Below are 26,369 nucleotides of genomic sequence, written 5' to 3'. Positions count from 1 at the left end.
CCCAGCTAAGAAGTCAGGCGCCCAGGAGCACGCTGATCTGATCCCGGATCTCGTCGCCAACCTGGGCGTCTGTTAGTTCTTTGGTGGCCGAGGACGTCATGCTGATGAACATGATCGCTGTGATGATCCGTGCCAGCTTGGCGGGGTCGCGGGCCAGCAGTTGCTCGTCGCGGCCCAGGATGCCGGCAATAGCTTCTTCCGTGCGTATGGTCAGCGACAACGCTTCTGCGTGGTGCGGCTCCGCCGGATCCCCGAAGACAATCTCCTTCAGGTACGTCCGGCCGTTCTCGATCTGGACGCGGTTGCACTCGATGATGGGGCGGATGATGGCCATCACCGCGTCGAGCACCGCCGTTTCAGCGGACGCTGCGTCCACCCCATTGGTCAGCGCTTGGGCGTATTTGACGTTGTGCACCAGCAGCAGCAGCTCCGCCTTGGTCTTGGCGTACAGGAACAAGGTTCCCGAACCGACGTCGGCCTTTTCAGCTACTTGCTGGGTGGTGACCTCATCCACTCCATACTGGGTGAAAAGCTCACGGGCTGCCGCCGTGATGCGGTCAAGCTTCTCCTGCTTATTCCGTTCACGTCGGCCAAGGGTCTGGGGCGCAGGCTGCATTCAGCTACCGTATCAGCGGCCCAGGAATTCGAGGGCTACAGGGACAAACTTGTCGTGGAACTGGAAGATGCCACCGTGCCCGGAGTCGGGGTAGATGACCAGTTCGCTGCCCGGAATCCGGCGGTGCAGGTCACTCGAGAGGACAGATGGCACCATGCGGTCATTGTCACCGTTGGCGATCAGCGTCGGTTGGGTGATGACACCCAGATCTGCCGACGGCGACAATCCCCATCGGCGGATGGCTTTCAGTTGCGTCTGGAATGCGGCGAGCTTGAAGGGTGCCTCGCGGTTGGTGGTGCGTTCCTTGAGACGATTGATGAAGGCCCGGGCGGCCGGCTTACCGGCGGCGTTCCGGTTGAAGAACAGGAACTCCTTGGGGTCCTGCCGGGTAAGGGTGCCCCGAAGAACGTCGTAGTAGGTGATTCCGATGATGTTCTGGATGCCTTCCCCACCGGCAGGGCCCGTGCCTGCGAGCACCATCTTGCGAACAAGCCCCGGGTGCTTGAGGACCAGCGCCTGGGCGATCATGCCGCCAAGGGAGAACCCGAAGAGATCCACCTGAGGATAGCCGAGGGCCTGAATGAAGGCAGCGGCGTCGTCGGCCATGCCTTCAATGCTGTCCGGAACGCTGCCCGTGGAGGCGCCCACTCCGCGGTTGCTGAAGGTGATCACATGGTGCTCGGCGGCGATGGGATCGATGATGCGTGGATCCCAGTTGTCCATGGTCCCGGCGAGGTGAATCAGGAAGACCACCGGAACCCCGCCCTTGGGACCCATCTCCCGATACGCGTAGGTAACGCCGTTGGCCGTCACCGTCTTCGCCGGCACCTGCATATACGACTGTTGTTCACTGCTCATGATGTTTGTCCTGTCGGGGTGTTGGTTTGTGGTTAGAGATGGCTGACGACGGTCTTGCCGCGGACGCCGCCCTTTTCCAGGGAAGCAAGGACATCGGCTGTCTGATCGAACGGCACCACGCGTCCCAGTACAGGCTTGATGTGGCCGGCGTCGATGAGCGCAGCAATTTCCTTCAGCTGGCCGCCATCAGCGCGCATGAAAAGGAACTCGTAGGTGACGCCAAGGCGGCGGGCCTTGCGGCGAATACCCGAGCTCAGCAGGGTGGTCACACCCAGCAGTACAGGGTTACCACCCAGCTGGCGGGCGAAGCCGGCATCCGGCGGGCCCGCGATGCCGATAGCCTTGCCACCCTTCTTCAAGACCTTCAAGGACCGCTCCAGGTTCTCGCCGCCAAGGCTGTCCAGGACGAGGTCGTAATCGTGAAGGATCTCCACGAAGTCCTCGGTTCGGTAGTCAATCACCACATCAGCACCGAGCTCGCGGGCAAAGTCCTTGTTCCCGGCGCTGACCGTGGTAGCTACCGTTGCGCCCAAGTACTTAGCAAGCTGGATGGCGATGGAGCCCACTCCTCCGGCACCGGCATGAATGAAGACCTTGTGGCCGGGGCCAACGTTCCCGCGCTCCACCAGCGCCTGCCACGCCGTCAAAGCCACCAGCGGAAGTGAGCCCGCTTCCTCCATGCTGACGGTGGCCGGTTTGATGGCCAGGTCTTCCTCGGCCACGGCGATACGCTCCGCGAAGGTGCCAATGCTGTCCTTGCCGGGGCGTGCGAATACCTCGTCGCCGGGCGAAAAGGACCGCACTTGGGGCCCCACTTGCAGGACCACACCGGCAACGTCATGGCCAAGAACCTGCGGCAGTTTGTACGGGAGGATCTGCTTGAACTCCCCCTGCCTGATCTTCTCGTCCAGCTGGTTCAGGCCGGCCGCGTGAACCTCAACCAGCACATCGTGGTCACCGAGCACCGGCTCCGGGACGTCGATCTGCTGCAGGGGTTCCTTGTACTGATTGAGGACGAAGGCTTTCACGGGGGTTCTCCAATGACTAATTAACTGACTTAACTCAATTATGAGTTCACTCAGTTATTTAGTCAAGGGGGGGCCGCCTCTGACGTCAGTCGGTATTCTCGGCGGCAGCTTTCAGGTCGGCGGCGAACTGTTCAAAGCTGGCGTCGAACGACGGGATCTTGCTGGCGAACAGCGGAAATACCGGCCCGCCGATGCGCTCGTTCATCTCGAACAGGGTCCCGCCGCCGTTGGTTTCCGTGAGCGTGTACACGCGGGTTCCCATCGCGTCACCCCAGGCCAGCCGGCTGGTGGGCTCGAACTCCTTGACCTTGAGCTTGAACGTGCGGTTGGGATCCAGCGTGGAGACCAGCTGGATGGTGGATCCGGGCTTAATGTCGCCGTCCACCGAAACGATGGTGGAGTTCCACCGCGGATAATCCGACGCCGTGGTCAGCAACGTCCACACGGTGGCCGGGCTGGCGTTGACGGTGGTGGACACCTGGGTGGTGCGGCTGAACGTTTTGCTGACGGTGGTGGCAATTCCATCGGGACTGGGTGACATGGTGTTCCGCTTTCTCCGAAGTGCACGGTTGTTGGCCGTCTCCTTCAGGTGCTACATTTCGCGACGCTCACCGGTGCCGGTTCCCGCGGATGATTTAGCTGCGCCTTCCGTTCTGCCGTTTGCCGCCTGCGCGGACCGCCGGTAGCCACTTGGGCTGACGCCATATTCACGCGAAAACGCGGCACTGAACGTGAACGCATTACTGTAGCCAACCTCTTCCGCGATGACTGCAGTAGTGGCATTGCCGGAGGCCAACCTGTCGGCAGCCAGCGCCAGCCGCCAGGCGCTGAGATAGGCCATGGGGGACTGCCCGACGGCGGCACGGAAGCGGGCGGCCATGGTGGCCCTGGAGACGTGGCACCTAAGCGCCAATCCGGCCACGGTCCACGGCGCCGCCGGCTCTTGGTGAAGCAGTTCGAGAGCCTGCGCAACCACTGGTTCGCGGGACGCCTTTGCCCACGTTCCATGGGGCGCGTCTCCCCGGTCCACGCAGGCACGCACGAGGTTCAGCAGGAGGAGATCCAGCAGCCTGTCCAGCGCGCTTTCCTGTCCAGGCCGTTGATGGGTGAGTTCGCGTTCCAACATTCCCAGCAGACCGCCGTCGAGGTCTTCTTCCCCGAAGACCGCCAGCCTGGGCAGCACTGACGTGACCAACTGGCCCACGGCCGCCGGCGATTGGTACGTGCCGATCAGCAGGACTGTTTCGCCAACGGCACTGTTGCCCCACGTCAGCACTCCCCGGGAAAACGTGAGCTCCAACTTTTCGCCGCTGGGGGTGCGGCAGGACTGGTCTGGATCGATGACTACCGTGGGTTCCCTGCCGGGAGCATCAGCCACGATATAGGGTTCCGGCCCTCGGACTGTCGCCGCCTGACCCTGCCGGAGGAGTTGAGGTTCAGCGCTGTCAGCAGTGATCCACGCTTCTCCGCGCACCACCACGATCACTGTCAGGGCGGCTTGGTCCTGAACGTCAATGGCGAAGGGCGGATCCATCACCACGCGGAGGGCAAATGCCGCCTGCGCCCGAGGACCGGTGAGGAACTGCGACAGTGGGTCCATGCGGCCAGCTTAGACGCAAACGTATGAAAAGTGGATCCTTGACCATTCATCGTCCACACCGGGCAAGGCAGGCTTGAGGCATGACAACTTTGAGCACCTGGCTTCCCGTAGCAGCCGGAACGGGTTCGGCTCTGGTGGGCGGCTTCTACTTCGCTTTCTCCACCCTCGTGATGCCGGCCCTTCGCCACCGGCCAGCGGGTGAAGCGGCCACCACCATGAACTCCATCAACCAGAAGGCTGTAACCCCGCCATTCATGGTCTTGTTCTTCGGCTCGGCGGCCGCCTCCGCCGGCGTGGTGGTCGCCGCCGTCGTCGATCCCGGAAGCCAGCCTCCGCTCCGGGTGGCAGGCGCCGCGGCCTGCCTGGCTGGATTCCTCTCCACCATGGCGATCAATGTGCCGCTCAATAACCGCTTGGCCCAAGGCTCCAGCCAGGATTGGAGCCAGTTCCTGCGGGGCTGGGTTCCGGCCAACCACCTGCGCGCCGCCCTGTCCATCGCGGGCGCGGCGGCGCTGCTGATTCCGCTGAATCCCTAAACAGCGGGTTTTCGCCACATGACAGCCAGCACCAGCACCACGGCGCTCAGACCCAGCATCACCAGGACCATGATTCCCCAGTTCGCCTGGTTCACGCCCGGGCCGTAGAGGACACCGATCAACACGGTGGCCGTGATGGCTCCGAGGTAGCGGCAGGTCTGGAAGATTCCGGCGGCCACTCCCCTTTCTTCGGGACGGGCTGACACGTACAGGCCCTGGTTGGAGGCAGTGCTCACCACGCCATAGGGAACGCCCATCAACGCAGTCAGCGCGAACACCAGCGGAGCCCACAGCGTCATGGTCAGGAAGCCGAGCGTTCCCGCAGCAACCGTCAGAATCAGGACTCCGGTGATCAGGACGGAACGTACGCCGAACCGCTCGATGAACCTCACCGTCAGTGGCGTCACCACCACCGACAACGCCGCAAGGGGCAGCATCAGCAGGCCGACCACACCGGCGTCGTACTGTCCAGCTTCCTGCAGCAGTTGCGGCAGGCCGAAGAACGCGAAGTAATAGACGCCGCTGAACACGACGAAAAGCAGGTAGACCAGCAGCAGCGGTCGGTTCCGGCCGAGCAGGCGCAAGTCCAGGAACGGCGGCTGAAAGCGCAGCTCACGCCAGGCGAAGAGCGCTCCGATCACGGTGGCGGCGCCCAGCAGGTACCAGCGGTATCCCGGCATGACATTGAGCAGGGCCATCATGGCGAGCATCAGCGAGGTGACGAACGCGACGATGCCGGGGATGTCGGAATCGCGGATCAGTTGGCCGAGCTTGCCGGTCTCGCGGCCGGAATCGACCGGCGCCACTTTGTAGACCACGATCATGGCCAGCAAGGCGATGGGCACGTTGATGGCGAACAACGCCTGCCATCCCACCAGGCTCACCAACAGCCCTCCCACTACTGGTCCGACGGCAGCGGCCGAGGTGTTGGCCATCTGGATCCGGCCCAAAGGCCGCGTCGACGGCAGGTTAGCCAGCCGGCTCAGTTCGGTGACCATCACGACGGCGGACGGGTACGCCGTCGCGGTTCCCACAGCCATGAGCGCGCGGGCCACGCAGACCAGCGCGAAGTTGGGCAGGAACGGTGCGATGGCGCAGGTGACCGCGACCAGGGCCATGCCGAACATGAACAGACGCCGCGGACCGAAGCGGTCGGCGAGCCGGCCCATGAGCGGCTGACCTGCGGCGGACGCGAGGTAGAACGAGGTGATCACCCAGGTGACCGTGGCGACGTCGAGCTCGAAATGCTCCCGCAAAACCACCAGTGCGACGGCGATCATGGACGAATTCAGCGGATTCAGCGCCGTCCCGAGACTCAGCGCAGCGATCGCGAGGCCGGGGCGGGGTTTGTTGACGGTCACCCGCCTAAGTCTGCTCCATGGTTGCCTCGGGTCACGAAACGGGGCCACAGGGCGGACTTTCCAGGCGAGCGCAAACAGTTAACCTTCCCGCCATTTCAAGTACGGCAGTCTCGTAATTCCGATTCAGATACTGCTGGTTTCGTAATTACGTCACCCCAACACATGACGGAAGGCATCACCATGCACGCTCGTGCAGGCATCATCGCAACTTCGTTCATCGGCCTCCTGGCCATCGGCGCACTCGCTGGCTGTTCCGGAGACGCCAACGCCGCAGGCGCCGACAACAAAAGCAGCACCGAGCTCGTCTTCGCCACTCCCCCAGGCACCGACGATCCCGACGAACAAGCCATCATGGCCGACCTCGCCACCATGGTGGGCGACGCGTCAGGCCGCACCGTAACCAACCTCCAGCCCGCCGACTACCTGGGCGTCGTCGAAGCTGTCCGCAACGGATCCGTGGACATTGCCGTCCTCAGCCAGTTCTCCGCAGCGCTCGCCTACAAGACCGACAGCGTGGACCCGCTCCTGGTATGGCCTGCCAGCACCGAACCTGCCAGCTTCTGCCTGGCCCGGAAGGACAGCGGCATCCAGTCCGCGGCCGATGTGAAGGGCAAGCAGGTTGCCTTCATCGACCCCGGCTCCACTACCGGCTACTTCATGCCCAAGTCACTGCTGGCCAAGGCCGGCCTCACGGACGGCACCGACTACAAGAGCACGTTCGCCGGTTCGCACGACTCCGCAGTCCTGGCCCTCGCGAACGGCAACGTGGATGTTGCCTGCACCGCCCGCCAGCTGTACCCCACGTTTGTGCAGAAGGGCGTCATCAAGGAGGACGAGATCGGAGTCATCGCCAAGTCGGACCCCATTCCCGTCGGCATCTCCATCGTGGTGCGCAAAGGCCTGGATAACGAAGCCCGCGAAGCCCTCAAGGCCAAGCTCCCTGCCCTGATGTCCGGCAACGAGAAGGTGTCCAAGACCTTCGGCATCACCGGCGAACCCACGGCCGACCCGGAATTCAGCACGTACGCACCCCTCGTAGACGTGGCCGAGTCCATCGGCGTGGACCTCCAGGACCTCCGATGAGCCTCATGTCACCAACAGAAAGCACGACGGCGGCACTCGCCCCGGCCGGGTCGCCCACCGTCCGCGCACGTCGCTTGCGGGTCCAGTACGGCGAGCAGGTAGCGCTGGCGGGCATCGACCTGGACGTCTACCCCGGCGGAGTCGTGGCGCTGCTGGGCCACTCCGGCTCGGGTAAATCGACGCTCATGAAGACCCTCACCGGGATCGCCCCCTTCACTGCTGACGCACTGGAAGTCGCCGGCCGCTCAGTAGCCCAACAGAACCCGACCGGCCTGCGCGAGCTGCGATCCGACGTCGGATATGTCTTCCAGCACTTCAATCTGGTGCCGCGGCTGACTGCCCTCACCAACGTGCTGACCGGCGGACTGCACTCGGCAGGGCCGTTGAACATGCTGGGCACGTTCAGCAGGGCGCAGCGGACCATGGCGTTGGAACTGCTGGACCGCGTGGGCCTGGCGCACAAGGCCAAGCAGCCGTGCCGGAGCCTGAGCGGCGGTGAGCAGCAGCGCGTCGCAATTGCCCGCGCCTTGATGCAGCAGCCGCGCCTGATCCTCGCCGACGAACCCGTCGCTTCCCTGGACCCGCGGCTCGCCGGCACCATCCTTGGACTGCTCCGCGACATCGCCCGCGAGGAACAGATCCCCGTGATCGTCAGCCTGCACGTCGTGGGCCTCGCCCGCCGCTACGCCGACCGCGTCCTGGGGCTGCACTCCGGTGAACTCGTCTTCGCCGGCCCCGCCACCACCATCACCGAAAAGGAGGTGCACCAGATTTATGGAACAGACACTGAGCTCCTCGAAAACTGAAGCCCCCGCAGAGAAGGCCATTAGTACCAGCCTCCCCGAAGCCGACCGTCTCCGGCTTTCCCGCCCCTTCGGCCTCCCCACGCCACGCGGCGCTGCCCTCTGGGTGATCGTCGCCGTCGTGCTGGTCTGGGCTGGAATGGGCGCCGGGTTCAACCCCGACAAACTGCTCAGCGGCATCCCCAACATGGGCAACTTCCTGGGCCGCCTTTTCCCGCCGACGTTCGACAAGTTCGGCATCATCATCAAGCTGCTCGTCGAAACCCTGCAGATGGCTTTGGTGGGCACAGTCCTCGGCGCCCTCGCATCGCTGCTGCTGAGCTTCGGCGCGGCCAGCAACATCTCCCCACGCTGGGTTTACACCTCCTGCCGGGCGGTGCTGAACGTGTTGCGATCCGTCCCGGAGCTCATCTTCGCGCTGATGTTCGTCTCGGCTGTTGGGTTGGGTCCGTTCGCCGGCATCCTCGCAATCGTGCTTGGCTCAGTAGGATCCATCGGCAAGGTGTACGCCGAAGCCATGGAATCCGTGCAACCCGGGCCGGTGGAAGCACTGACCGCCGTGGGCGCCAACAAACGCCAGATCATCAGCTATGCCGTCCTCCCCCAGGCTGCGCCGCTGCTGGTCAGCTATACGTTGCTCCTCTTCGAAGGCAACGTCCGCGGTGCCACGATCCTCGGTTTGGTGGGTGCCGGCGGCATCGGCTTGGAGCTTACTACCGCAATGCGCATGTACGATTACGGACACCTCTGCGCCATCATCATCAGCATCGTCGTGCTGGTCACCATCATCGACCGGGTCAGCGCCTTCATCCGCGCCAAGCTCAGCTAGGACTCTCTTGTGGAAACTTTGGATCTCTCTCCCGTCAACCTGCGCGACCTTGGCGGCCTGCCCGTTTCCGGCGGTACCACCCGTCCCGGCGTACTGCTCCGCAGTGATGATGTCTCGGTGATGCCGGCGGCTTTCGCCCAGCAAATGATCGACGACGGCGTCACCTCGGTGATCGATCTCCGCTCACCGGAGGAAGCACTCTTCACCGGGCGGGGCCCGTTGACTGTACCGGGCGTCAGCTACCATCACCTTGCCTTGACGGCGTCGGTTTCATCGCCGGAGGACATCAGCCACGAGATGATGACCTCCGCCACTACTCCTGCACATGTGGGCGCTTGGTACGCCAACCTGCTCGAGACCCAGGCCCGGCAGCTCGCCCTCGGCGTGACGCTGGTAGCCATGGCCGACGGCGCCACCGTCTTCCATTGCGCGGCCGGCAAGGATCGTACGGGAGTGTTCGCCGCCGTCGTGCTGTCAGCCTTGGGCGCTACGCCTGAAACCATCTCCGCCGACTACGCCGTGACGGCCACCCGCCTGCCGCAGCTGTTCCCCCGGCTCCGGGCGATCATGGGTGGTCTCATGCCGGACCGGGTCCTTGACGAGGAAGCCATCAAGGGCATGGGCGCCATGATGGGCGCCCATGTGGAATCCATGGAGGCGATGCAGAAGGTGCTGATCGAGCGGCACGGGAGTGTGCTGGAGCCTGTGCGGCGTGCCGGGCTGTCGGACGCGACCATAGCGCAGTTGCGTGAGCGCTTGGTGATTGCCGATGCCTGACACCGCCGCCGTTGCGGATCGTCGGCCGGGCAGGCCGCGCGACACCGCACTGGAGTCCACCGTCCTTTCCTCCACAGTGGAGCTGTTGCTTGAACGCGACACGCGGGACGTGACCATCTCAGCGATTACAGAGCGTTCAGGCGTGAGCCGGGCCGCCCTGTACCGGCGGTGGAGCAGCCGCGAAGAGCTGATCGCCGCGGCCTTGGACAGCGTCCGGTCCAGCCTCGGCTTCCGGCGAAAGGACACCACACTGGAGACGATCCTCGCCTCGTATGAAGAAGCAGCGATCGACGTCGACGGCCGAGTGGGCGCGCTGGTGAAGAAGCGCGTGGCCATGGGCCTGGAGAACGATGAACTCCGTGCGTTGTCCTGGAACCGCCACGTCTCCCGGCGCCGCGAACCGATTGCGGCGGAAATCCGCCGCGGAATTTCCGCCGGTGAGCTGGCGCCGGACGTGGATGTGGAGGCGATGATCGACCTCATCAACGGGCTGTACTACTACCAGTTCGTGGTGCGGCCTGCAGGTTCCGATGCCGCGTCCATCGCTGAAACCCGGGAGCGTGTGCGCAACGCCGTGAAGCTGGTGTGGGACGGGGCGTTGCGGCGGTAGGGCCCCTACTCCTCGAAGTGCGTGGTGATCTTTCCTGACGAGACGGCCGCGATGATGGACTTCGCCAAGTGCCGCAGCTTGATGTTGCGGTTGCTGGACGCGGTGCGAAGGATGGTGAAGGCCTCTTCCTGGCTGCACTTGTTCTGCGCCATGATCGCTCCGACAGCGAGGTCGATCACGGTGCGGGACTGCATGGCTGCCGCGAGGTCGTTCCGGGCATCGCTGAGTTGCGCGATCTTCAGGGCGAGGCGCAGCGACTTCGAGGCATGCGAGGCGAAGACCTCTGCATGCTCCACGTCGGAGTCACTGAACGCATTTGCCCGCTCCGAGTAAAGGTTGAGGGCAGCACGTGTATCGCCCTCCACCAGAAGCGGGACACTGAGGATTGACCTCAGACCCTGGTGCGATGCAGCTTCGACGTAGTCCGGCCAGCGGTGCTCACGCAGGAGGTCCGGCACCAGGACGGAAGTCAGCTTGTCCATGGCCGTGAGGCAGGGGCCCTCAAAGTCGTTTTGAAGCTCGTCCATCACGCGGGCACGGTCGTCACTGCTGGCCGCCGTAGCGGACTTCTTACGGCGCAGGACGGTGATACCGCAGAAGACGGTGGAGTCAGGATGCGAGAGGCTTTCGGCTGAGAAAGCCGCTAAATCGCTGAGAAAAGCCTCTACATCTTCGCTGCCCAGGACGAGATCTAAAAAGTATCCATTCTGGAGAGCTTCCTGCTCAGGGCGGGGGTTGACCATGCACGTTCCTACTGACTGAAATGCGTCCCCAGCAGACAGCAAAGGAGCGAAAAGGGCCGCCCTCTGCAAAACGGTCTGGCAATACCTTATCGCCCAACGATCAACGGTACAAAGTGCGGCGCGTAAGGTCCTGACCTGCGGCGACGCAACCCAAAAGGAGCCACTTTGTCAACCCCGGTACGGGTTTCACATCACCGAAAAAGTAAGTAGGCTTACTATGCAATCGGGTCCGGCACACGGACCTTTCGTGCAAAGGAGTTATCTGATGGGCGTAGAAGACAGCATCCGCAAGGCAACCGAAAACGCGATGGAAGACCTGGCCGGCACGTCCGATCCCGTGGACGACGGCCACGTCCCCGAGCCGGGCAAGAAGGACGACGACATCCAGGTCCATTCGTCCATCAGCGAGGGTTCCAACGCCATGGACGAGGACCTTTCCCCGGACACCAACTCCAAGGGCCGCCACCGCGGGCCCGGAGAACCAGACGCCGGCACCACCTCACGCCGGACAGGGTCCGACGGCGACACCCGCCAAGCCAGCGAAACCGACGACGACGTTCCGGCGGCCCCGGGAGACGTACCGGGACCGGCGGGGTTGCCCGACGGCGATCCCGACGACCTCCGCGCAGACCCCTCAGAGGGCGGCGGGGATCCGTCCACGAGCATGGGCCGGGGCTAAGAAACAGGAGCCGTCGAGCCCCTCACCACCAGCTCCGTTCCCAGCTCGATCCGCTGCGGCAACTCCTCGTCACCCTCGAGGTGCCGGAGGAGCGCGCGCATGGCGGTTTCAGCCATCTGCACCACAGGCTGGCGGACGGTGGTGAGGCCGGGTTCGATCCATTCCGCAGCGGGGATGTCATCGAAGCCGATGATGGAGAGGTCCTCGGGAATACGCAGGCCGGCCGAGCGCGCGGCACGGTAGGCGCCGAGAGCCTGGGCGTCGTTGCCGGTGAAGATCGCGGTGGGCTTGTCTGCCAGGGAAAGCAGAGCTTCGGTCCCCCGTGCCCCGGATTCGGTGGAGAAGTCGCCGGGCACCATCAACGACGGATCAACGTCCACGCCGCCTCGCCGCAGCGCAGCCAGATACCCGTCCTCGCGCGCACTGCTGCACTGCAGATCCTCACGGCCACCGATCATGCCGATCCTTGTGTGGCCAAGCTTCAACAAGTGTTCTGTGGCCGAGAACGCACCGTCCCAGTTGGCGGCACCCACGGTCATGAGATCCGGTCCCGGCTGCCCCACGGGGTCGATCAGGATCACCGGAATGCCGAGCGACTTGATGCGCTGAATCTGCTTCGAGTCCAGTTCGTACACGGCGAGCAGCACGCCGTCGGACTTCCGCTCCGCAAGGTTCGCCAGCCACGGGCGGATCCTGGACCCGTCCAGCGACAGGCTGCTGACCACAGTGCCGTACCCGGCTTCCTGGGCGACCCGTTCCACGCCTTCGATGATCTCGCACGCCCATTCAGAGCCCATACCCGGGAACACGAGGTCGATGAGCCCGGCTTTCTTGCTGCGCTTGGCGGGGCGGCGGGCGTAGTCACGCTTGGCGATGATTTCTTCGACCCTTGCGCGGGTGGCTGCCGCGACGTGGGCATGGCCGTTAAGGACTTTGGAGACAGTGGGAACGGAGACGCCGGCCTCCCGGGCGATCTCGCTGATCGTCGCCCGTCCCGAGTCCTGCTTGGTTACCATGGTCCCCACCTTCCCGGCCGGGAATCACGTCCCGGCGATGACAGTTTCGGAAAGTTCCCACGCCTGGATCCGACCGCACATGCCGTAGATCCTGCGGGTTTTCCGTTCGCCCATCGTAGTCCTCGCGTCCTGCATGTAGAAACTTTCCATGGACTCGAGAGACAGCAACTGCTGCCCTGTCAGGGTGGCCTGCCGCTCTGCGCCGTCCGTGAGGTACCTGCGCCACGTCCCGGCTTTCCCCTGTACCAATCGCGCGGCGGCAGCGTGAAAGTCGGCGAGCGCAGCGGCCCCGGATTTTTGGACTGCCGTTTTCAGCTCCAGATAACCCTCCAACGCCAGGTCACGACGGCGACGCGCGGCCGCCTCCGCAGCCGCGTCACCGCCGTCGGCGTTCTTCGACAGCAGCGCGGCGGCGCGTGCGTACGTCTCGTAATCCACCAGGTGCCTTGGCGGGAAGGTCATCACGGCGTCACCGTTCTCGGGCAGCCCGGCGTTCTGCATCACCACCAGCACCCTGAGGTCGCCGGAGTCATTGATGGCGCGATGCACCGTACCCGGCGTAAACCAGACCACCGTCCCGGGCGCCAGCGGCGTGGAGGTGAACCCGCGGGAATCCAGGGTCTCCAGGCGGCCGAAACCCTGCTGCACCACGTACGCTTCAGTGGACGCAGTGTGCAGGTGCGGGGAGCCTCCGGCCGCGCCATCCAGCCCGGGCCAATCGTAAATGCTGACCTCGGAAACCGCAGTGGCCCCCGGGAACGATGTGCACATCTCAGGCCCAGGCATCCAGTGCAGCTTTGGCAGCGTCGGCGAGCGCAGCTGCCTTTTGGTCTTCCAGCGCCCCGTCAGCAATCACGACGGCGTAGCGATACGTCAGCGGCTGGCCCTCCTTGAGCGGGACTACTTCGCTGAAGAACGGTGCCGAGCCGAGGCAGGCAAACATGGACGAGCGGGCGAACCACTGGTTGGACGCGCCAGGGTTGGCCTGGTCCTCGACGAACAGGATGCTGGACTTCCGGCAGGTGACATCGTGCTGGCCGGTAAAGGCGATCCACGGTGAACGGGTGCCCATGAATTCGTCGGCACCGGTCCCCTTGTCGGATCGGAACTGGCCGCCGGTGAAGGACCTGGGTCCGCGCCAGAACAAGCCGCCATACCCTGCGTTGTCGCGGCCCTCGGTAGTGGGGCTGCCGATTCCGATCTCCGCACCGGAGACGTTGTCCATGGTGGTTTCGAAGAGCAGAGCCCACGCGTGTCCGGTGGGGAGCAGTTGGATGGCGAAACGGCGCTGTTCCCTGATGAGGGGTGTGCCGGCCTGCCCTTGTGTGGCCGGCTGGGATTCGGCAGGTTGGGTTTCGGCAGGTTGGGATTCGGAAGGCTGGGCAGTCCACAGCAGCGATTCCGCTGCGGTGATCCCCGTCCCGAGTTCTTCGATGCTGATGAAGGCCTCGTGGTTCATGGCCCCGTTGTTGTCCAGGTTCGAGTAGCCGGTCTCGCGGGTGTACGTGGCTCCGCCCCAGAAATTGTGCTCGCCCACGTTCGGCAGGGCCCACGACAGGCCCTTGTGCCACACGTGATCCCACGGCCTGGAAATAGTGACCTCGTCTCCCTCCAGTGTGGTGAGGGGATGGAAAAAGGGGCGGGGGCTTTCGTACTGGTCGTCTGTGGGACGGTACGTGTACGTGGCGATCTGCTGGTCTCCGACGGTGAACGTCAAGGAGTGGCCGTTGTCGGTGTAGCTGACGGTTTCGGTCAGGGTGGCCTGGGCTGTGGTGGTCTGGGCTGTGGTGGTCATGTGGGGTCTCCGGTTCGGGTGTGGGCTTCAGGCGCGGGCTGTGGAGGCCAGGACGTGGGTGCCGCGACCTTCACCGTCCATGCCCTCGTAGAAAGCGTGGCCGGGGACGATGTCCCCGCGCCGCACGGGGTGGCCGGTAAAGGCCGAAGCGTAAATCGCGGCAGCGAACTCCAGTGTTTGCCGGGCAGAGTCCGCGTCGGCTGGTAGCGGCAGTCCGGCGTCGAGCGCGTCATACATCGCCAGGAACTGGGCGGAGTGTCCACTGCCCCGCTCCAATGGCTTTACGCTCCAGGCGGCAGACACGGCGTCTTCGTGTCCGGGCGCGGCCGTGATGGTCCAGTCCTTGGTGCCGTAGCCGTAGAGGTGGCTGAGTTCGATGGTGGCGAATTCGCAGTCGACGCGGATGTCCGAGGTTTCCCTTGGCGAGAGCAGCGAGTTGATGACCGTGGCGGCGGCGCCGTTTTCGAAGCGGACCAAAGCAGCGGAGAAGTCTTCGGTGGACGTGGCGCGGGCTTGCCGGGATGCGATGGCGGTGACCTCCTCCCACGGGCCGAGCAGGTGGAGGAGAAGATCGAACTGGTGGATGCCGTGGCCCATGGTGGGTCCGCCACCCTCGGCCTTCCAGGTGCCACGCCAAGGGAGGTCGAAGTACTCATCGGGCCGGTACCAGAGCGTGTCGCAACGGGCCACGAGCGGACGGCCAAAATCGCTGCCCCCGATCAGGGCCCTGGCGGCAGCCGAAGCGTCACCGAAACGGTGTTGGAAGACGCACGAAAACTGGGCCCCGCCCTGTGTTTGCGCGTCGTCGAGGCGATCGAAGTCGGCCAGGCTGAGCGCCGGCGGCTTCTCGGACAGGACATGGACGCCGGCTTCGAGGCACTCAATAGCTTGGTCGATGTGCATCATAGGCGGCGTGCAGAGGTGCACGATGTCCGGTTTCGACTCTGCCAGCAGCTCGGTGAGGCTCTGGTAGCGGCCGGCAATGCCATGGTCGTCAGCGAAGGCCTGCAGGCGGATTTCGTCAACATCGCACGCGGCCACCAACTCCGCCCTGTGATCGGTCCGGGCCAGGTTGGACGCGTGGACTGCCGCGATCCCGCCAGCGCCGACGATGGCCACTCTGTAGGTGTGCATGGTTCTCCGATGGTGGTTTCATTTCCGAAAGTTTCTTATTTTCTCGCAAGGCCGGCCGCACCTTTGGACGCACTGCTTCCGCCTCAGTCCTCAACGCTATGAAGATGCCGCTGATGAAGTCAAGGTTTTTCTACTATGGAAAGTAATTGGATGTTTCTGATAGTTTCTAAAAATCATCTGCAGAATCCAAGGAGAAGCCTGTGAGCACCGGCGCCGCCGATCAGCAATCACTTGCCCGCGTTCCGGCGTCGGACGTCGTAGAGCACCTCATCAGCGAAATGACACTGGAGGAGAAGCTCGCCCAGCTGGTGGGCGTGTGGGTCAATGCCTCCACCGACGGCGATTCCGTGGCTCCGCTGCAAAGCCAGATGGCGGGAGACGCCCGCTCCTGGGATGACATCATCGCCGACGGACTCGGGCAGATCACGCGTATGTACGGCACCGTTCCGGTTGACCCCGCTGAGGGCGCGCACCGGCTGGCGGCCGCGCAGGAGCAGATCATGGCCGCTTCCCGCTTCGGCATCCCCGCGCAGGTCCACGAGGAATGCTTGGCCGGGCTGGCCGCGTGGAAGGCAACGGCTTTCCCCGTTCCGCTCGCGTGGGGGGCCACCTTCAACCCTGGCTTGGTACGGGAGATGGCAACCCGGATCGGTGCGGGTATGAGGTCTTTGGGCGTCCATCAGGGCCTGGCCCCCGTCCTGGACGTGGTGCGGGACCTCCGTTGGGGCCGCGTGGAAGAAACCATCGGCGAAGACCCGTATCTGGTAGGCACGGTGGCCACAGCGTACGTGCAGGGCCTGGAATCCACCGGCATCGTCGCCACCCTCAAACACTTCGTGGGCTACTCAGCCTCCCAAGCCGGCCGTAACCACGCGCCCGTCTCCATGGGCCCCCGCGAACTCGCCGACGTCATGCTGCCGCCGTTTGAAATGGCGATCCGCCACGGCGGTCCCCGCTCGGTGATGCACGCCTATACCGACGTCGACGGCGTACCAGCCGCCGCGAACCGCGCCCTGTTGACGGGGCTGCTTCGTGAGGAATGGGGCTTCACCGGGACCGTGGTGGCTGACTACTTCGGCGTCGCGTTCCTGGACGTCACGCACGGCGTGGCCGCAGACTCCGGTGACGCTGCAGTGCTGGCCCTGAGCGCGGGCGTCGACGTTGAACTTCCTACGGTGAACTGCTTCGGTGAGCCGCTGCTGCGTCGCATCCGCGAGGGTGCGTTGGACGAGTCCGTGGTGGATGACGCCCTGCGCCGCGTTCTGAGGCAGAAGGCGGAGATTGGGTTGTTGTCGCCGGACTTCTCCCCCGTCCCCGAAGCGCTGTCCGGTCCAATCGACCTTGATCCGGCGGAGAACCGGGCATTGGCGCGCGAACTGGCCTCCCAGTCCCTGGTGCTGTTGAGCAACCGCGAGTTCGATGGCGCTCCGGCGTTGCCACTGCCCGTCGCGTCGACCGGTTCGCTGGGTGTTGTCGGTCCGCTGGCTGACGATCCCTTCGCGATGCTTGGGTGCTATTCCTTTGACGCGCATGTTGGAGCTTCACATCCGGACGTGCCGATGGGAATCTCGGTTCCGTCCGTGGCCGGCGTTGCTTCCGGACGGTTCGGGTCAGTGGCTACCTCGGTCACCGGAAACTGCGAGGCCGCCACTGAGGAGCAGATCGCCGAAGCCTGCCAGGTGGCATCCTCCGTGGACACGTGCGTGGTGGTGGTTGGCGACAACGCTGGGCTGTTCGGCAGGGGTACGTCCGGCGAAGGTAACGATGCCGCCGACCTTCGCCTTCCCGGCGACCAACACCTCATGCTGGACCGCATTCTCGCTGATTGCGCAGATTCAGGAACGCGCACGGTGGTGGTGGTCCTCAGCGGGCGACCCTACGCGCTGGGCGACTTCGTGGAGCGTGCCGACGCGATCGTCCAAGGCTTTTTTCCAGGCGAAGAAGGAGCCGCGGCGCTCTGGGACGTGCTCACCGGCGTCGTCAATCCGTCCGGAAAACTGCCCGTCTCAGTGCCGCGCTCCCCCGGCGGCCAGCCCGGCACGTACCTGCATTCGAAGCTCGCTGGACCCTCAGGGGTAAGCGCCCTGGACCCCTCGCCGTTGTTCGGTTTTGGGCATGGCCTGTCCTACACAACGATGGAGTTGTCGGAGCACCAAAGCAGCGCACCGACCATGTCGACGTCGGACTCGGTCACCGTCAGCTGCACGGTCACGAATACTGGTTCCCGTAGTGGCGCAGAGGTCGTGCAACTGTACTTGGAGGATCCGGTGGGTGAAGTGGTTCGTCCCCTCCGCGAGCTGATCGGCTACGCGCGCGTCGAGCTTCCAGCAGGGGGTTCTGCCGAGGTGGAGTTCCTGGTTCACGCCGACCGGACCTCCTTTACCGGCCTGGACCTTCAGCGAGTGGTGACGCCGGGTTTGGTGAAGCTGCACGTTTCGACGTCCAGTACTGCTGACGCCCACACGCATGAGGTGATCCTGCACGGGCCGCGCCGCGTGGTGGGGTTCGAGCGGGAGATGCTGACGCCGGTGGAAGTGCGGACTACGGCCTGAGCGGACGCTCTTATCCTTCTTGCCCGCTCTGCTGAAGGTAGGCTGCGGACATGCTCCCCCACCCGACAGCCCGGCTCCGCTTCCGCCAGATGACGATGGCTGATCTCGATGCGATGAGCTTGATGCTCGGTGATCCAGACGTGATGACCTACTACCCCTCCCCCAAAACCCGTGACGAAGCAACTGCCTGGATCGAATGGACCCAGGCGAACTACGTGCGCCACGGGTACGGGTTGTGGATCGTGGAGACACACGACGGCGATTTTGTTGGCGACTGCGGGGTGACGTGGCAACAGGTCAACGGACGGCCCGAACTCGAGGTCGGGTACCACGTCCGCCGAGAACTTCAGGGACGCGGGTATGCCTCGGAAGCGGCGCTGGCGTGCCTGGAATTCGCGCGCGACGTGGTGGGGGTTGGTCTGCTCGTGGCCATCGTCCACCCGGACAATGCGGCATCACGCCGAGTCGCTGAGCGGCTGGGGATGCGACACCTCGAGGACGATCTGGGCGGATCTGTGGTGCGAACAGTGATGGGCGTGGAGCTGGGCTAAATTCGCGTACCGTCCCCACCCACTTTGGCTGCAGGCAGGCCCAAAATCAGTCGATATGGGTTGCAAATCGGCCTAGCCGTGGTCAAAGAAGGTCATGAAGGCACAGCCTGATGTGGGGCGGCGCTACCAGGCGAGGTCGGCCGCCCCGAGTGAGACGAAGCGCGGTGATGTGCTGTCGCCGGAATAAACCAGTTCCCGCAGCTCTCGGGCCGCGACCCGCGGATCCTTGGAGGCGTCAGACTGCCCCATGTCAGTGGCCAGCTTGCCAGGGTGAACCGCCCAGCAGCGCACCCTGCCAGCGAGGTCGTGGGCGAGGGAAATGGTCAGCATGTTCTGCGCAGCCTTGGAGATTTTGTACGCGTAGCTCGTGGAGAGCTCCGCGTAGTCACCCCGTGCTTGGGCCGCCATCGAACCCAGGCGGGACGTGACGTTAATGATCACCGGATCCGGTGTGGCCAGCAGGTTCGGCAGGATGGCCTGCACCAGACGCAGGGGTCCAGCAACGTTGACGTCGACGGCGTTGAGAACGCCTTCCGTTGCTATGTCACCGAGTTCGGCGTACTGAGCCCCCTGGGCAGCATTGTTGATGAGTACGTCAACGGATCTGCCCCCGATGGTTGACAGCAGCTCGTCGGACGGCTGGTGCCGGACATCCTGTGTAACCGCGGTGACATGCTGTCGGCCGGCCCACGTGGTGGGGGTCCGCGTGACTGCGACAACCGCCCAACCGGCGTCAGAGAATTCCTCCACCAACGACTTCCCCAGACCGCGGCTGGCACCTGTAATGACGGCGAGCCTTCTGCGTGGCGTCAAGCGAACCGCACGTCCGTGTCCGGGTCCTTGCGGGAATCCAACATGCTGACGATCTTGCTCTCGAGCGCGGCAACGGTCGCCTCCGGCAGCACGATCAGGCCATCGAGTTCCTTGCGTGCCCGCTTGTAGGCGGTTTGCCGTTCAGCAGGGGTGGCGGCAGTGTCTTCGGCGATGCGCAGCAGCTTCCTTGCGGTCGCAAGTCGTTGCCGTTCGGGGCCACTGAAGTTGCCGTCCTTGATGCGCCGGGCCTCCCGCTCGGCGACATCGAAAGCGAGTTCGTAACTGTGGACAGCTGCGCGGTACTCAGCCAGCCGGGCCGGCGTCGAAATCTCTTCAGGAGTGGCGGGTCGCAAGCCGTCGGCCTCTTTCTTGGCGCGCAGGAACGCGACGGTGAGCGGCTCGCGCACGTCAGTCATGAGGGGGAAGTCAATAAGGTTGCCGACGTCGAGTTCGTAATCAAGCCATCTGTGGTTCACCGAATCATGCGCGTCAATCAGCGAGACTACCTCGGCCTGGTTGGCCTCCTCGTGCACTGCCAACTGGTTCTTCAACTTCAGCAATTCCACCTTGCGGCGGTGCCGTTCCTCGCTGGCTTTCGACCACGACCTCGCCCAGCCACCAGCCATCCCGCCGATAGGGAAAATGAGCCACCAGTAACTGCCAAGGAAGTCGAAGAGGGGTTCCACTGCTCCATCCTCCCACCGGCCCGGACCGGGGCTCAACAGGACTGGCCAAGTTGGCTACCTTGTGATGGTCAGTGGCTTCATCGGCTCCGCACAAGAGGCTCTCTCAAGCTCCGCCTCACCCTGGTTCGCCCGGTTGTTCGTGCCTGTGTCATCGCACCAGTCGACACCATAGGGCTCGGCCTTCACGGCCATGACACCCGGATCTGCCAGCAATGGGACTTCGATGGTGACCACGAAACCGCCCGCGTCAGTCATGGGAGCCATGGTGTTGAGGACGTCTTCTCCTGAAGCGTCCGTCAAGACGACACGAACCTGCGCGTTGGGTCCATAACGGGGATTGCATTTCGTCTCCGGCGCCGAGACCGTCACCATGTCACCCGGCCTCGCCGACGAAGGGGACACTTGGTAATCGGGAGGCATGCACGGCAGCGAACTTAACGAAGGGCTACACCCGGCAGCCCCCATCGTAAGGAAAAGCGCCGACGCCAGCATCCATGACTCTGTGCCGCGTGACTTGGACTGCGCTGGTTTGGCCATACCTTCATTGTTGGCGGTTCCGGCACCGCGCGGACACGGTCGGCATCGAATGGCACCCGAATCTTTGCATGGCTCCGCCAACGTTGTTGCACCAACCGCCCCAGGCGAGTGCCGCCGTCGTACCCTCCCGCTAGGCTTCCCCTATGGACCAGCGACTGCATTTCCTCACGTTCGCCACCAAGGATCTCGACGCCGCCCGCGCCTTCTATAAGGAGGGGCTCGGCTGGGATCCGGCCATGGACGTTCCCGGCGAGATCCTCTTCTTCCAGATCGGGCCAGGGCTGATGATCGGCCTGTTCGACGCCGATAAGTTCGACCAGGACCTCGGCGCCACTGCTCCGACGGCGGGAGTCAGCGGAGTAACGCTGTCCCACAACGTCCGCAGCCCCGAGGAAGTCGCCAGCACCATCGATTCCTTGGTGGCGGCCGGCGCGTCGGTTTTGAAGCCGGCGCAGGCAGGCGCGTTTGGCGGCATCTTCCACGGCCACGTCAAGGACCCCAACGGCATCGTCTGGGAGATCGCGCACAACCCCGGCTGGGGAATCAACGACGACGGCACGGTGGTTTTCGGATGAGCGCGCTCCCGCACACCTCCACTGAGGATGTCATCAACCAGGACGCCCGGACCCAGTTCGACACATTCCTGGATGAGCATCGCAGGGCCCTCACCGAGTGCCTCGATGGACTTACTGAGGAACAAGCACGACGCCGGCTGGTCGCCTCGCGCACCACGCTCCTGGGCCTGGTGAAGCACGCCACCTTCGTCGAAAAAGTGTGGTTCGACGAAGCCATCACGTGCAGGACCCGGGCCGAGATCGGCATCCCAGCGACGCCGGACGATTCGTTCATCCTGGACGATAACGACACCATTGCCAGCATCCGAAGCGCCTATGCCGCGGCTTGCTCGGCATCCAGGCAGGCGGCGGCCCAATTGGGCCTCGACGACCTTGTGCTAGGGAACCGCCGCGGCCCGCTCCCCCTCCGCTGGGTATACCTGCACATGCTCCGCGAACTCGCCCAGCACTGCGGGCACGCGGATATTTTGCGGGAGCAGATCACCCGGTAGCCGGGCGCCCTAATAATGTCGGACCCCCCTGACATGCTTGATTCATGGGAGCAATCGGGCAGGTATTGGCAAGGCGGGCAGGCTCGCCCCGCGGCCATGCGCTGCTTCGTCAAAGAGCCCTCACATCTCTTAACGGGCCTGCCCGGGTCCCGGCATTCAAGCTCACGACGGCGGTAGGCCAGGATGCGGATACGTCCAGCGGCACTGGGCTGCTTCTCGGTCTGAGTCCGATGGCGCGGTCCTCGGAGTCGGGCTACGCTGGCGGCCTGAGCTCCGCAGAGGTTGCTCCGGGCTTGCGTGTAGTTCCGGTTGCGGACATTAAGCGCGCGGCTGGCTTTGTCGATGCGGGCCAACCCTCTCCCGACGTCGTAGACGTACCTCTTGCGCAGGCCGGTGCGATCCTGACATCCCTTCGCCAATCCGTCATTCCTAAAACCCGGTTGTTTGGGTTCGAGGAGGCAGCGGATTTTGCCGGCAAGGTCGAGGAGATCGCCCGGTCGGTGGAGTACTTGCAGGTGGTCGCGGCGCAGGCTGTGGAACGGACCCGGACCGAAGCCCAGCAAACCAAGCCCGGACCCTCGGCGGCAGCACCGCAATGGCGGACCGGCTGGACCGAACCAGCCACGGACGCAACGGCTCCGGGCGTAACGGTTCCAGAGGCGACGGATCCGGGCGTAACGGTTCCGGGAGCGGCCAGTGTTCTGGATGACGGGTACCGGAACGCGGCCCAGTTCCTGCGCGCACGGTTGCGGATCGGCATCGGAGAAGCCAAGCGCCGGCTCGCCCTCGCCCCGGACGTCCTCCCCCAAACCGGGATCACCGGGCAGGACATCCCGGCCCGCCACGCAATACTCGCGCAAGCGGTTGGTTCCGCACTGGTGCCTTCCCGTTCGGCCTCGATCATCAGCACCGCCCTGGACAAAGTCCGGCACCTCACCGACGAGGACACCCTCACCCGGATGGAACACGCCCTCACCACCACCGCGGTCGAGACCGACCCGGACTTCGTCACCACAATGGCCAAACGCTGGATCGACGCCATCGACCACGACGGCCCCGAACCCACCGAAGAAATCCTCCGTCAACTCCAAGGCGTGTTCCTCCGCCGCCGACGCCGCCACGGCCTCCACCACCTCGAAATCTTCGCCACCGACGAACAATACGAAATCCTCGCCACCGCCATGAACGTCGCCACCAACCCCCGCCTCACCACCCCCGGCACCGGCACCACGGAGAACACCGAAACCGGGGACACCCCACACAACAACCCACACAACAACCCACACAACGGCCCAGGCACAGGCACCAGCCCGGACCTCGACCGGCGCAGCCGCCCACAGAAACTCCTCAACGGCCTCACCAGCGCCTGCAGCCTCGCCATGCGCACCGAAAAACTACCCGCCAACGGCGGCCTCCCACCCCAACTCACCGTCACCATCGGATACCAAGAACTCCTCGAACAAGTCCACAACCACCACCACAACCCCGGCACCGGCACCGCCCCGAACCAGCACGGCACCCGAACAGGGACTCGGATAGGGACTGGGGCTGGGCTAGGGACCGGGGCTGGGGCAGCGCCAGTGGCTGGGATAGGGACAGGGGCCGGGGTAGGGACTGGCACCGCGACCTTCACCGGCCCGATGCACCCGAACACCATCCGCAAAATCGCCTGCGACGCCGACATCCTCCCCGTCGTGCTCGGCAGCGACTCCCGCATCCTGGACATCGGCCGCACCACCCGGATCTTCCCACCCCACATCCGCAAAGCCATCACCGCCCGCGACCAAGGATGCGCCTTCCCCGACTGCACCATGCCCGCACCCTGGTGCGAAGCCCACCACACCACCTACTGGTCCCACGGCGGCACCACCTCAACAGACAACGGCACCCTGCTCTGCAGCCACCACCACCACCTCATCCACAAAGAACAATGGCGCATCGACATCAAAACCGGCATCCCCTGGTTCATCCCCCCACCCCACATCGACCCACACCAAACACCCCGACGCAACCACCACCACACACCCCACAGAACATAGGAAAGCGTCCGCAGAACAACAACACGCCCAACCGTGAAGCCGGGTCACGCCCAGCACCGTCCGAATAACAGGGCGACCCGTCCAGTAAAACGGTGCGCGGGATGCGCCGCGGGCTTGGGTGACGGGCGAACTTTGGTGTCGGAATATCGTGAGGGCCAGGGCGACACTTTGTTCGTTCCCGGGGCCCTCCCGTGCCCAACCCCCGCGGGCCTGCAACTGCAAACACCGGCGCGTACACAGTGCCGACTCCCCGGGAGTGAATCGCCAGCCGTCTATTCGGCCACGGTGAGCCTTACCTCTACCGACACCAGCAGCGGCCTGGCGTTCAGGCACAGCAGGGCGACCGGCAGGCCGCCGACGAACAGCATCGGCCGCACGTTGAGGAGATCAGCACGAATCCGGCCATGCAGAGGATCCCCGCATCCCCGACAACCAAGTCCATCCATCACCTGTACAGCCTTGGCATACCAAGCATTCAAGCTATCTCATTAATTTCAGCAGTCTCTTGCATCACACCACAAGCCTGAGGCATTCTGGAATACCAAATGCTCAACCGCAGCCAAGTAGCGGCGCAGCAGCCCGTTCCTCAGGAGTCCAACAATGTGCCTTCACGATCACACCTCAGCACCCAAGCCCCAGGGTGAGTTGCCCCGCCGAGGCATCCTCGCCGGAGCTGCAGCACTGGCCGGGATCTCCGTGGCCGGCATCGCCGCGCAACTGGCATCAGCACCAGCTGCCCTTGCGGACAACACGCAGTCGGGCCCAAACTACCCCGGTCGTCCGTTGACCACCCAAGCGCTCATCATCGAGGGCGGCACCGTGGTGGACCCAAAGACCGGCGATGCTGTGGCCGATGGCGTGGTGGTGCTCGACGGCGGCAAGGTCACCGCCGTCGGCACCCGGGACGAAACACGAAAGGCTGTTGCCGCCGTCGAGAACCGTGCCCGTAGGCTCAACGCCTCGGGTAAATGGGTCCTTCCGGGACTCGTCGATGCCCACGTCCACGCGAACGCACTGGCAGACGCCCGGGCTCTCCTGCAAGGCGGAGCCACCAGCGTACGGAGCGGATCGAGCACTTTCTACCAGGACATTGCTCTCGCCGCGCTGCCGTCGTGGGCTCCTGGCCTCTCGCCGAGGATGACTCCGGCGGGGCTGTTTATCTCACCGGATCAGGGAGATTCCCTCCTGGCTGATCCGGACTTGGCGCCTCTGGCGACGCTCAGCGGTGGCGTGACGGAGCCGCAGGACCTCGCGTACCTGACCCGCGTCAACCTCAAGCGCGGCGCCGAGGTCATCAAAACCCGGGCCAACCCGCGGGCTGGCCTTCCCGAACAGGATCCCCGCGAGTTGGTCTACAACGTGGACCAGATCGGTGCGATCGTTAAGGCAGCCAAGGGAGCCGGAGTCCTCTGCCACGCCTACAGCGCCGAAGGAATCGATGGCGCTGTCCGAGCAGGCGTGCGCAGCATCGAGCACGGCGTCTTCATGACGGAAAAGACCATCCAGGAGATGGCCCGGCGCGGCACGTTCTTCACACCCACCATGGATGCCATCACGAGTATGGCCCGCTCCGCCAACCCGATCCTGGCCGCACGCGGAACGGAATACACACCCATCCTTCAAGCTGCCGTGCGCGCAGCCAAGGACGCCGGAGTCACGATCGTGGCCGGCACCGATTCCTTCGGAACGGACGTGACGCCGATCGGCACGGAGGCCCGATTGCTCGCGGAAGCCGGACTAACCCCCTTGGAAGCATTGCAGGCAGCCACCACCAATGCGGCGCGTTTGCTGGGACGCGGCGAAAACGTTGGCCGCTTGGTTCGCGGTTCAGCGGCGGATGTCGTGGTGGTGGATTCGGATCCACTGACCGATGGCTCTGCCTTGGAAAAGGTCAGCACGGTGATCGCGCAAGGTGCCGTGGTCCGGACAAACCTCTAGTCCACCGGGGCGGATCCCGCCAGGGAACCTGCCGCGCTGACAGCCACCGAAACGGTGAACTTCTCTTCCACCAACGCCAGCAGCGGTCGGGAGTTCATGCACAGCAGGTAGACCAGCAGCCCGGCGGCAAACAGCATCAGCCACACGCTGGTGGAGATCAGCACGAAGCCCGTAATGAAGAGGATCCCCACGTTCCCGAGCGCTACCCGTTTCCGGACACCAATGCTGTAGATGGATAGCCGGTAGATGTCCACGGTGCGGAAATCGAAGCGGGCAAGCAACAACATCGCGTGCAGGGCAGCCGTGCTCACCAGAAGGCCAAGCCCCACCAGCCCGATCCGGGCAGCAACCGCTTCAAGGTTGCTGCCCGGCAGGCTGGCGAGGTTCGAGGCGATGACTGCAAGGAGGGCGGCGTAGGGCAGCCAGACCGCCAATGCCTGTCCAAAATTGCGTCGATAGGCCTTTACGAAGTCGTGGAACACCCCCGTGTCCTCACCAGCGAGAAGCCGGTTGAAGGCATAGCAGGAAGCCACCACGGAGGGGCCCACCAGCACGAACCCCACCAGCGCCCCAGGACCCACCAGTCCAGCCAGCAACGGCATGAGCACTACCAGCGCGTTGGCCAGCACCAGCAAAGCTCCACCCACCATGACGCCGTACACCACGCCCGCCGCCCTGAACAGAGGGCCGGATCCGTACTGTTCCTCCTTCGCAGCCAT

General features: G+C 64.4%; 29 protein-coding genes. 13 read left to right on the top strand and 16 right to left on the bottom strand.

The annotated features are described in order from the left end of the window. Nucleotides 1–13: 13 nt before the first annotated feature. The 5 genes from AYX22_RS06360 to AYX22_RS06340 form a co-directional block, all read right to left on the bottom strand. Nucleotides 14–616, bottom strand: a complete 603-nt coding sequence (locus tag AYX22_RS06360) for a TetR/AcrR family transcriptional regulator (RefSeq protein ID WP_207596687.1) — start codon at nt 614–616, stop codon at nt 14–16. A 12-nt stretch (nt 617–628) separates the two neighbouring features. Next, nucleotides 629–1,474, bottom strand: a complete 846-nt coding sequence (locus AYX22_RS06355) for an alpha/beta hydrolase (RefSeq protein ID WP_207596686.1) — start codon at nt 1,472–1,474, stop codon at nt 629–631. Between the two features lie 32 nt (nt 1,475–1,506). Further along, a complete protein-coding gene (locus tag AYX22_RS06350; protein WP_207596685.1) occupies nt 1,507–2,502 on the bottom strand; it encodes an NADP-dependent oxidoreductase in 996 nt (331 codons plus the stop codon). 85 nt (nt 2,503–2,587) lie between these two features. Beyond that, complete coding sequence (locus tag AYX22_RS06345; RefSeq protein WP_207596684.1) at nt 2,588–3,043, bottom strand: SRPBCC domain-containing protein; 456 nt, start codon at nt 3,041–3,043, stop codon at nt 2,588–2,590. 51 nt (nt 3,044–3,094) lie between these two features. Continuing rightward, entirely contained in the window at nt 3,095–4,102 is a 1,008-nt protein-coding gene (locus tag AYX22_RS06340; RefSeq protein ID WP_207596683.1) for an AraC family transcriptional regulator, read from the bottom strand. 80 nt (nt 4,103–4,182) lie between these two features. Between AYX22_RS06340 and AYX22_RS06335 the strand changes: the two genes are divergently transcribed. Beyond that, nucleotides 4,183–4,638, top strand: coding sequence for an anthrone oxygenase family protein (locus tag AYX22_RS06335; protein WP_207596682.1), 456 nt, complete (start codon nt 4,183–4,185; stop codon nt 4,636–4,638). Here AYX22_RS06335 and AYX22_RS06330 read toward each other — a convergent pair. Next, complete coding sequence (locus AYX22_RS06330; RefSeq protein ID WP_207596681.1) at nt 4,635–5,999, bottom strand: MFS transporter; 1,365 nt, start codon at nt 5,997–5,999, stop codon at nt 4,635–4,637. The genes AYX22_RS06335 and AYX22_RS06330 overlap by 4 nt on opposite strands. Nucleotides 6,000–6,179: 180 nt before the next feature. On the opposite strand from AYX22_RS06330, the gene phnD reads away from it, so the two are divergent. The 5 genes from phnD to AYX22_RS06305 are packed head-to-tail and all read left to right on the top strand — an operon-like array spanning nt 6,180 to nt 10,101. Beyond that, nucleotides 6,180–7,082: a phosphate/phosphite/phosphonate ABC transporter substrate-binding protein gene (phnD, locus tag AYX22_RS06325; protein ID WP_207596680.1), complete on the top strand. Its 903-nt coding sequence runs from the start codon at nt 6,180–6,182 to the stop codon at nt 7,080–7,082. A 5-nt stretch (nt 7,083–7,087) separates the two neighbouring features. Then, entirely contained in the window at nt 7,088–7,888 is an 801-nt protein-coding gene (phnC, locus tag AYX22_RS06320) for a phosphonate ABC transporter ATP-binding protein (protein WP_242703547.1), read from the top strand. Continuing rightward, the gene (gene phnE / locus AYX22_RS06315) at nt 7,857–8,714 is read left to right on the top strand and encodes a phosphonate ABC transporter, permease protein PhnE (RefSeq protein ID WP_207596678.1); all 858 of its coding nucleotides are present in this window, start codon (nt 7,857–7,859) and stop codon (nt 8,712–8,714) included. The genes phnC and phnE overlap by 32 nt, the downstream gene beginning before the upstream one ends. Before the next feature lie 9 nt (nt 8,715–8,723). Then, on the top strand, nt 8,724–9,491 hold the full coding sequence (locus AYX22_RS06310) for a tyrosine-protein phosphatase (RefSeq protein ID WP_207596677.1): 768 nt from the start codon (nt 8,724–8,726) through the stop codon (nt 9,489–9,491). Continuing rightward, a complete protein-coding gene (locus tag AYX22_RS06305; protein WP_207596676.1) occupies nt 9,484–10,101 on the top strand; it encodes a TetR/AcrR family transcriptional regulator in 618 nt (205 codons plus the stop codon). The genes AYX22_RS06310 and AYX22_RS06305 overlap by 8 nt, the downstream gene beginning before the upstream one ends. Before the next feature lie 5 nt (nt 10,102–10,106). Here AYX22_RS06305 and AYX22_RS06300 read toward each other — a convergent pair whose 3' ends face one another. After that, nucleotides 10,107–10,844: a GAF and ANTAR domain-containing protein gene (locus tag AYX22_RS06300; protein ID WP_207596675.1), complete on the bottom strand. Its 738-nt coding sequence runs from the start codon at nt 10,842–10,844 to the stop codon at nt 10,107–10,109. 265 nt (nt 10,845–11,109) lie between these two features. On the opposite strand from AYX22_RS06300, the gene AYX22_RS23995 reads away from it, so the two are divergent. After that, nucleotides 11,110–11,523: a hypothetical protein gene (locus tag AYX22_RS23995; protein ID WP_242703546.1), complete on the top strand. Its 414-nt coding sequence runs from the start codon at nt 11,110–11,112 to the stop codon at nt 11,521–11,523. Here the strand turns inward: AYX22_RS23995 and AYX22_RS06290 are convergent. Genes AYX22_RS06290 through AYX22_RS06275 form a run of 4 tightly spaced genes read right to left on the bottom strand, consistent with a single transcriptional unit; the run spans nt 11,520 to nt 15,468 of the window. Then, nucleotides 11,520–12,539: a LacI family DNA-binding transcriptional regulator gene (locus AYX22_RS06290; protein WP_207596674.1), complete on the bottom strand. Its 1,020-nt coding sequence runs from the start codon at nt 12,537–12,539 to the stop codon at nt 11,520–11,522. The genes AYX22_RS23995 and AYX22_RS06290 overlap by 4 nt on opposite strands. 24 nt (nt 12,540–12,563) lie before the next feature. Then, the gene (locus AYX22_RS06285) at nt 12,564–13,310 is read right to left on the bottom strand and encodes a cupin domain-containing protein (RefSeq protein ID WP_207597498.1); all 747 of its coding nucleotides are present in this window, start codon (nt 13,308–13,310) and stop codon (nt 12,564–12,566) included. A gap of 1 nt (nt 13,311) precedes the next feature. Beyond that, complete coding sequence (locus AYX22_RS06280; RefSeq protein WP_207596673.1) at nt 13,312–14,334, bottom strand: PmoA family protein; 1,023 nt, start codon at nt 14,332–14,334, stop codon at nt 13,312–13,314. Between the two features lie 27 nt (nt 14,335–14,361). Continuing rightward, the gene (locus tag AYX22_RS06275; RefSeq protein ID WP_207596672.1) at nt 14,362–15,468 is read right to left on the bottom strand and encodes a Gfo/Idh/MocA family oxidoreductase; all 1,107 of its coding nucleotides are present in this window, start codon (nt 15,466–15,468) and stop codon (nt 14,362–14,364) included. A gap of 200 nt (nt 15,469–15,668) precedes the next feature. Here AYX22_RS06275 and AYX22_RS06270 point away from each other — a divergent pair, with 200 nt between their 5' ends. Both AYX22_RS06270 and AYX22_RS06265 read left to right on the top strand, forming a co-directional pair. Continuing rightward, nucleotides 15,669–18,020: a glycoside hydrolase family 3 N-terminal domain-containing protein gene (locus tag AYX22_RS06270; protein WP_207596671.1), complete on the top strand. Its 2,352-nt coding sequence runs from the start codon at nt 15,669–15,671 to the stop codon at nt 18,018–18,020. 50 nt (nt 18,021–18,070) lie between these two features. After that, complete coding sequence (locus AYX22_RS06265) at nt 18,071–18,571, top strand: GNAT family N-acetyltransferase (protein WP_207596670.1); 501 nt, start codon at nt 18,071–18,073, stop codon at nt 18,569–18,571. 123 nt (nt 18,572–18,694) lie between these two features. Here AYX22_RS06265 and AYX22_RS06260 read toward each other — a convergent pair whose 3' ends face one another. The 3 genes from AYX22_RS06260 to AYX22_RS06250 are packed head-to-tail and all read right to left on the bottom strand — an operon-like array spanning nt 18,695 to nt 20,490. Then, nucleotides 18,695–19,384, bottom strand: a complete 690-nt coding sequence (locus tag AYX22_RS06260) for an SDR family NAD(P)-dependent oxidoreductase (RefSeq protein WP_207596669.1) — start codon at nt 19,382–19,384, stop codon at nt 18,695–18,697. Further along, complete coding sequence (locus AYX22_RS06255) at nt 19,381–20,070, bottom strand: hypothetical protein (protein WP_207596668.1); 690 nt, start codon at nt 20,068–20,070, stop codon at nt 19,381–19,383. The genes AYX22_RS06260 and AYX22_RS06255 overlap by 4 nt, the downstream gene beginning before the upstream one ends. A gap of 54 nt (nt 20,071–20,124) precedes the next feature. Next, on the bottom strand, nt 20,125–20,490 hold the full coding sequence (locus AYX22_RS06250; RefSeq protein ID WP_242703545.1) for a hypothetical protein: 366 nt from the start codon (nt 20,488–20,490) through the stop codon (nt 20,125–20,127). Between the two features lie 260 nt (nt 20,491–20,750). Between AYX22_RS06250 and AYX22_RS06245 the strand changes: the two genes are divergently transcribed. The 3 genes from AYX22_RS06245 to AYX22_RS06235 are packed head-to-tail and all read left to right on the top strand — an operon-like array spanning nt 20,751 to nt 23,712. Continuing rightward, on the top strand, nt 20,751–21,182 hold the full coding sequence (locus tag AYX22_RS06245; protein ID WP_207596667.1) for a VOC family protein: 432 nt from the start codon (nt 20,751–20,753) through the stop codon (nt 21,180–21,182). Then, nucleotides 21,179–21,673 (top strand): DinB family protein, encoded by a 495-nt coding sequence (locus tag AYX22_RS06240; RefSeq protein WP_207596666.1) that lies wholly within the window; start codon nt 21,179–21,181, stop codon nt 21,671–21,673. The genes AYX22_RS06245 and AYX22_RS06240 overlap by 4 nt, the downstream gene beginning before the upstream one ends. Nucleotides 21,674–21,717: 44 nt before the next feature. Further along, nucleotides 21,718–23,712 carry an HNH endonuclease signature motif containing protein gene (locus AYX22_RS06235; RefSeq protein ID WP_207596665.1) on the top strand — a complete coding sequence of 665 codons (1,995 nt, stop codon included), beginning with the start codon at nt 21,718–21,720 and terminating at the stop codon, nt 23,710–23,712. Between the two features lie 272 nt (nt 23,713–23,984). On the opposite strand, the gene AYX22_RS06230 is transcribed toward AYX22_RS06235, so the two are convergent. After that, nucleotides 23,985–24,191 (bottom strand): hypothetical protein, encoded by a 207-nt coding sequence (locus AYX22_RS06230; RefSeq protein WP_207596664.1) that lies wholly within the window; start codon nt 24,189–24,191, stop codon nt 23,985–23,987. Nucleotides 24,192–24,312: 121 nt separating this feature from the next. Between AYX22_RS06230 and AYX22_RS06225 the strand changes: the two genes are divergently transcribed. After that, the gene (locus AYX22_RS06225) at nt 24,313–25,650 is read left to right on the top strand and encodes an amidohydrolase family protein (RefSeq protein WP_207596663.1); all 1,338 of its coding nucleotides are present in this window, start codon (nt 24,313–24,315) and stop codon (nt 25,648–25,650) included. Here AYX22_RS06225 and AYX22_RS06220 read toward each other — a convergent pair. Further along, nucleotides 25,647–26,369 (bottom strand): YesL family protein, encoded by a 723-nt coding sequence (locus AYX22_RS06220; RefSeq protein ID WP_207596662.1) that lies wholly within the window; start codon nt 26,367–26,369, stop codon nt 25,647–25,649. The two genes, AYX22_RS06225 and AYX22_RS06220, sit on opposite strands and share 4 nt — an antisense overlap.

The sequence above is a fragment of the Arthrobacter sp. D5-1 genome, from assembly GCF_017357425.1.
GTDB lineage: Bacteria > Actinomycetota > Actinomycetes > Actinomycetales > Micrococcaceae > Arthrobacter.
This window is presented reverse-complemented; position numbering and strand designations above follow the sequence as displayed.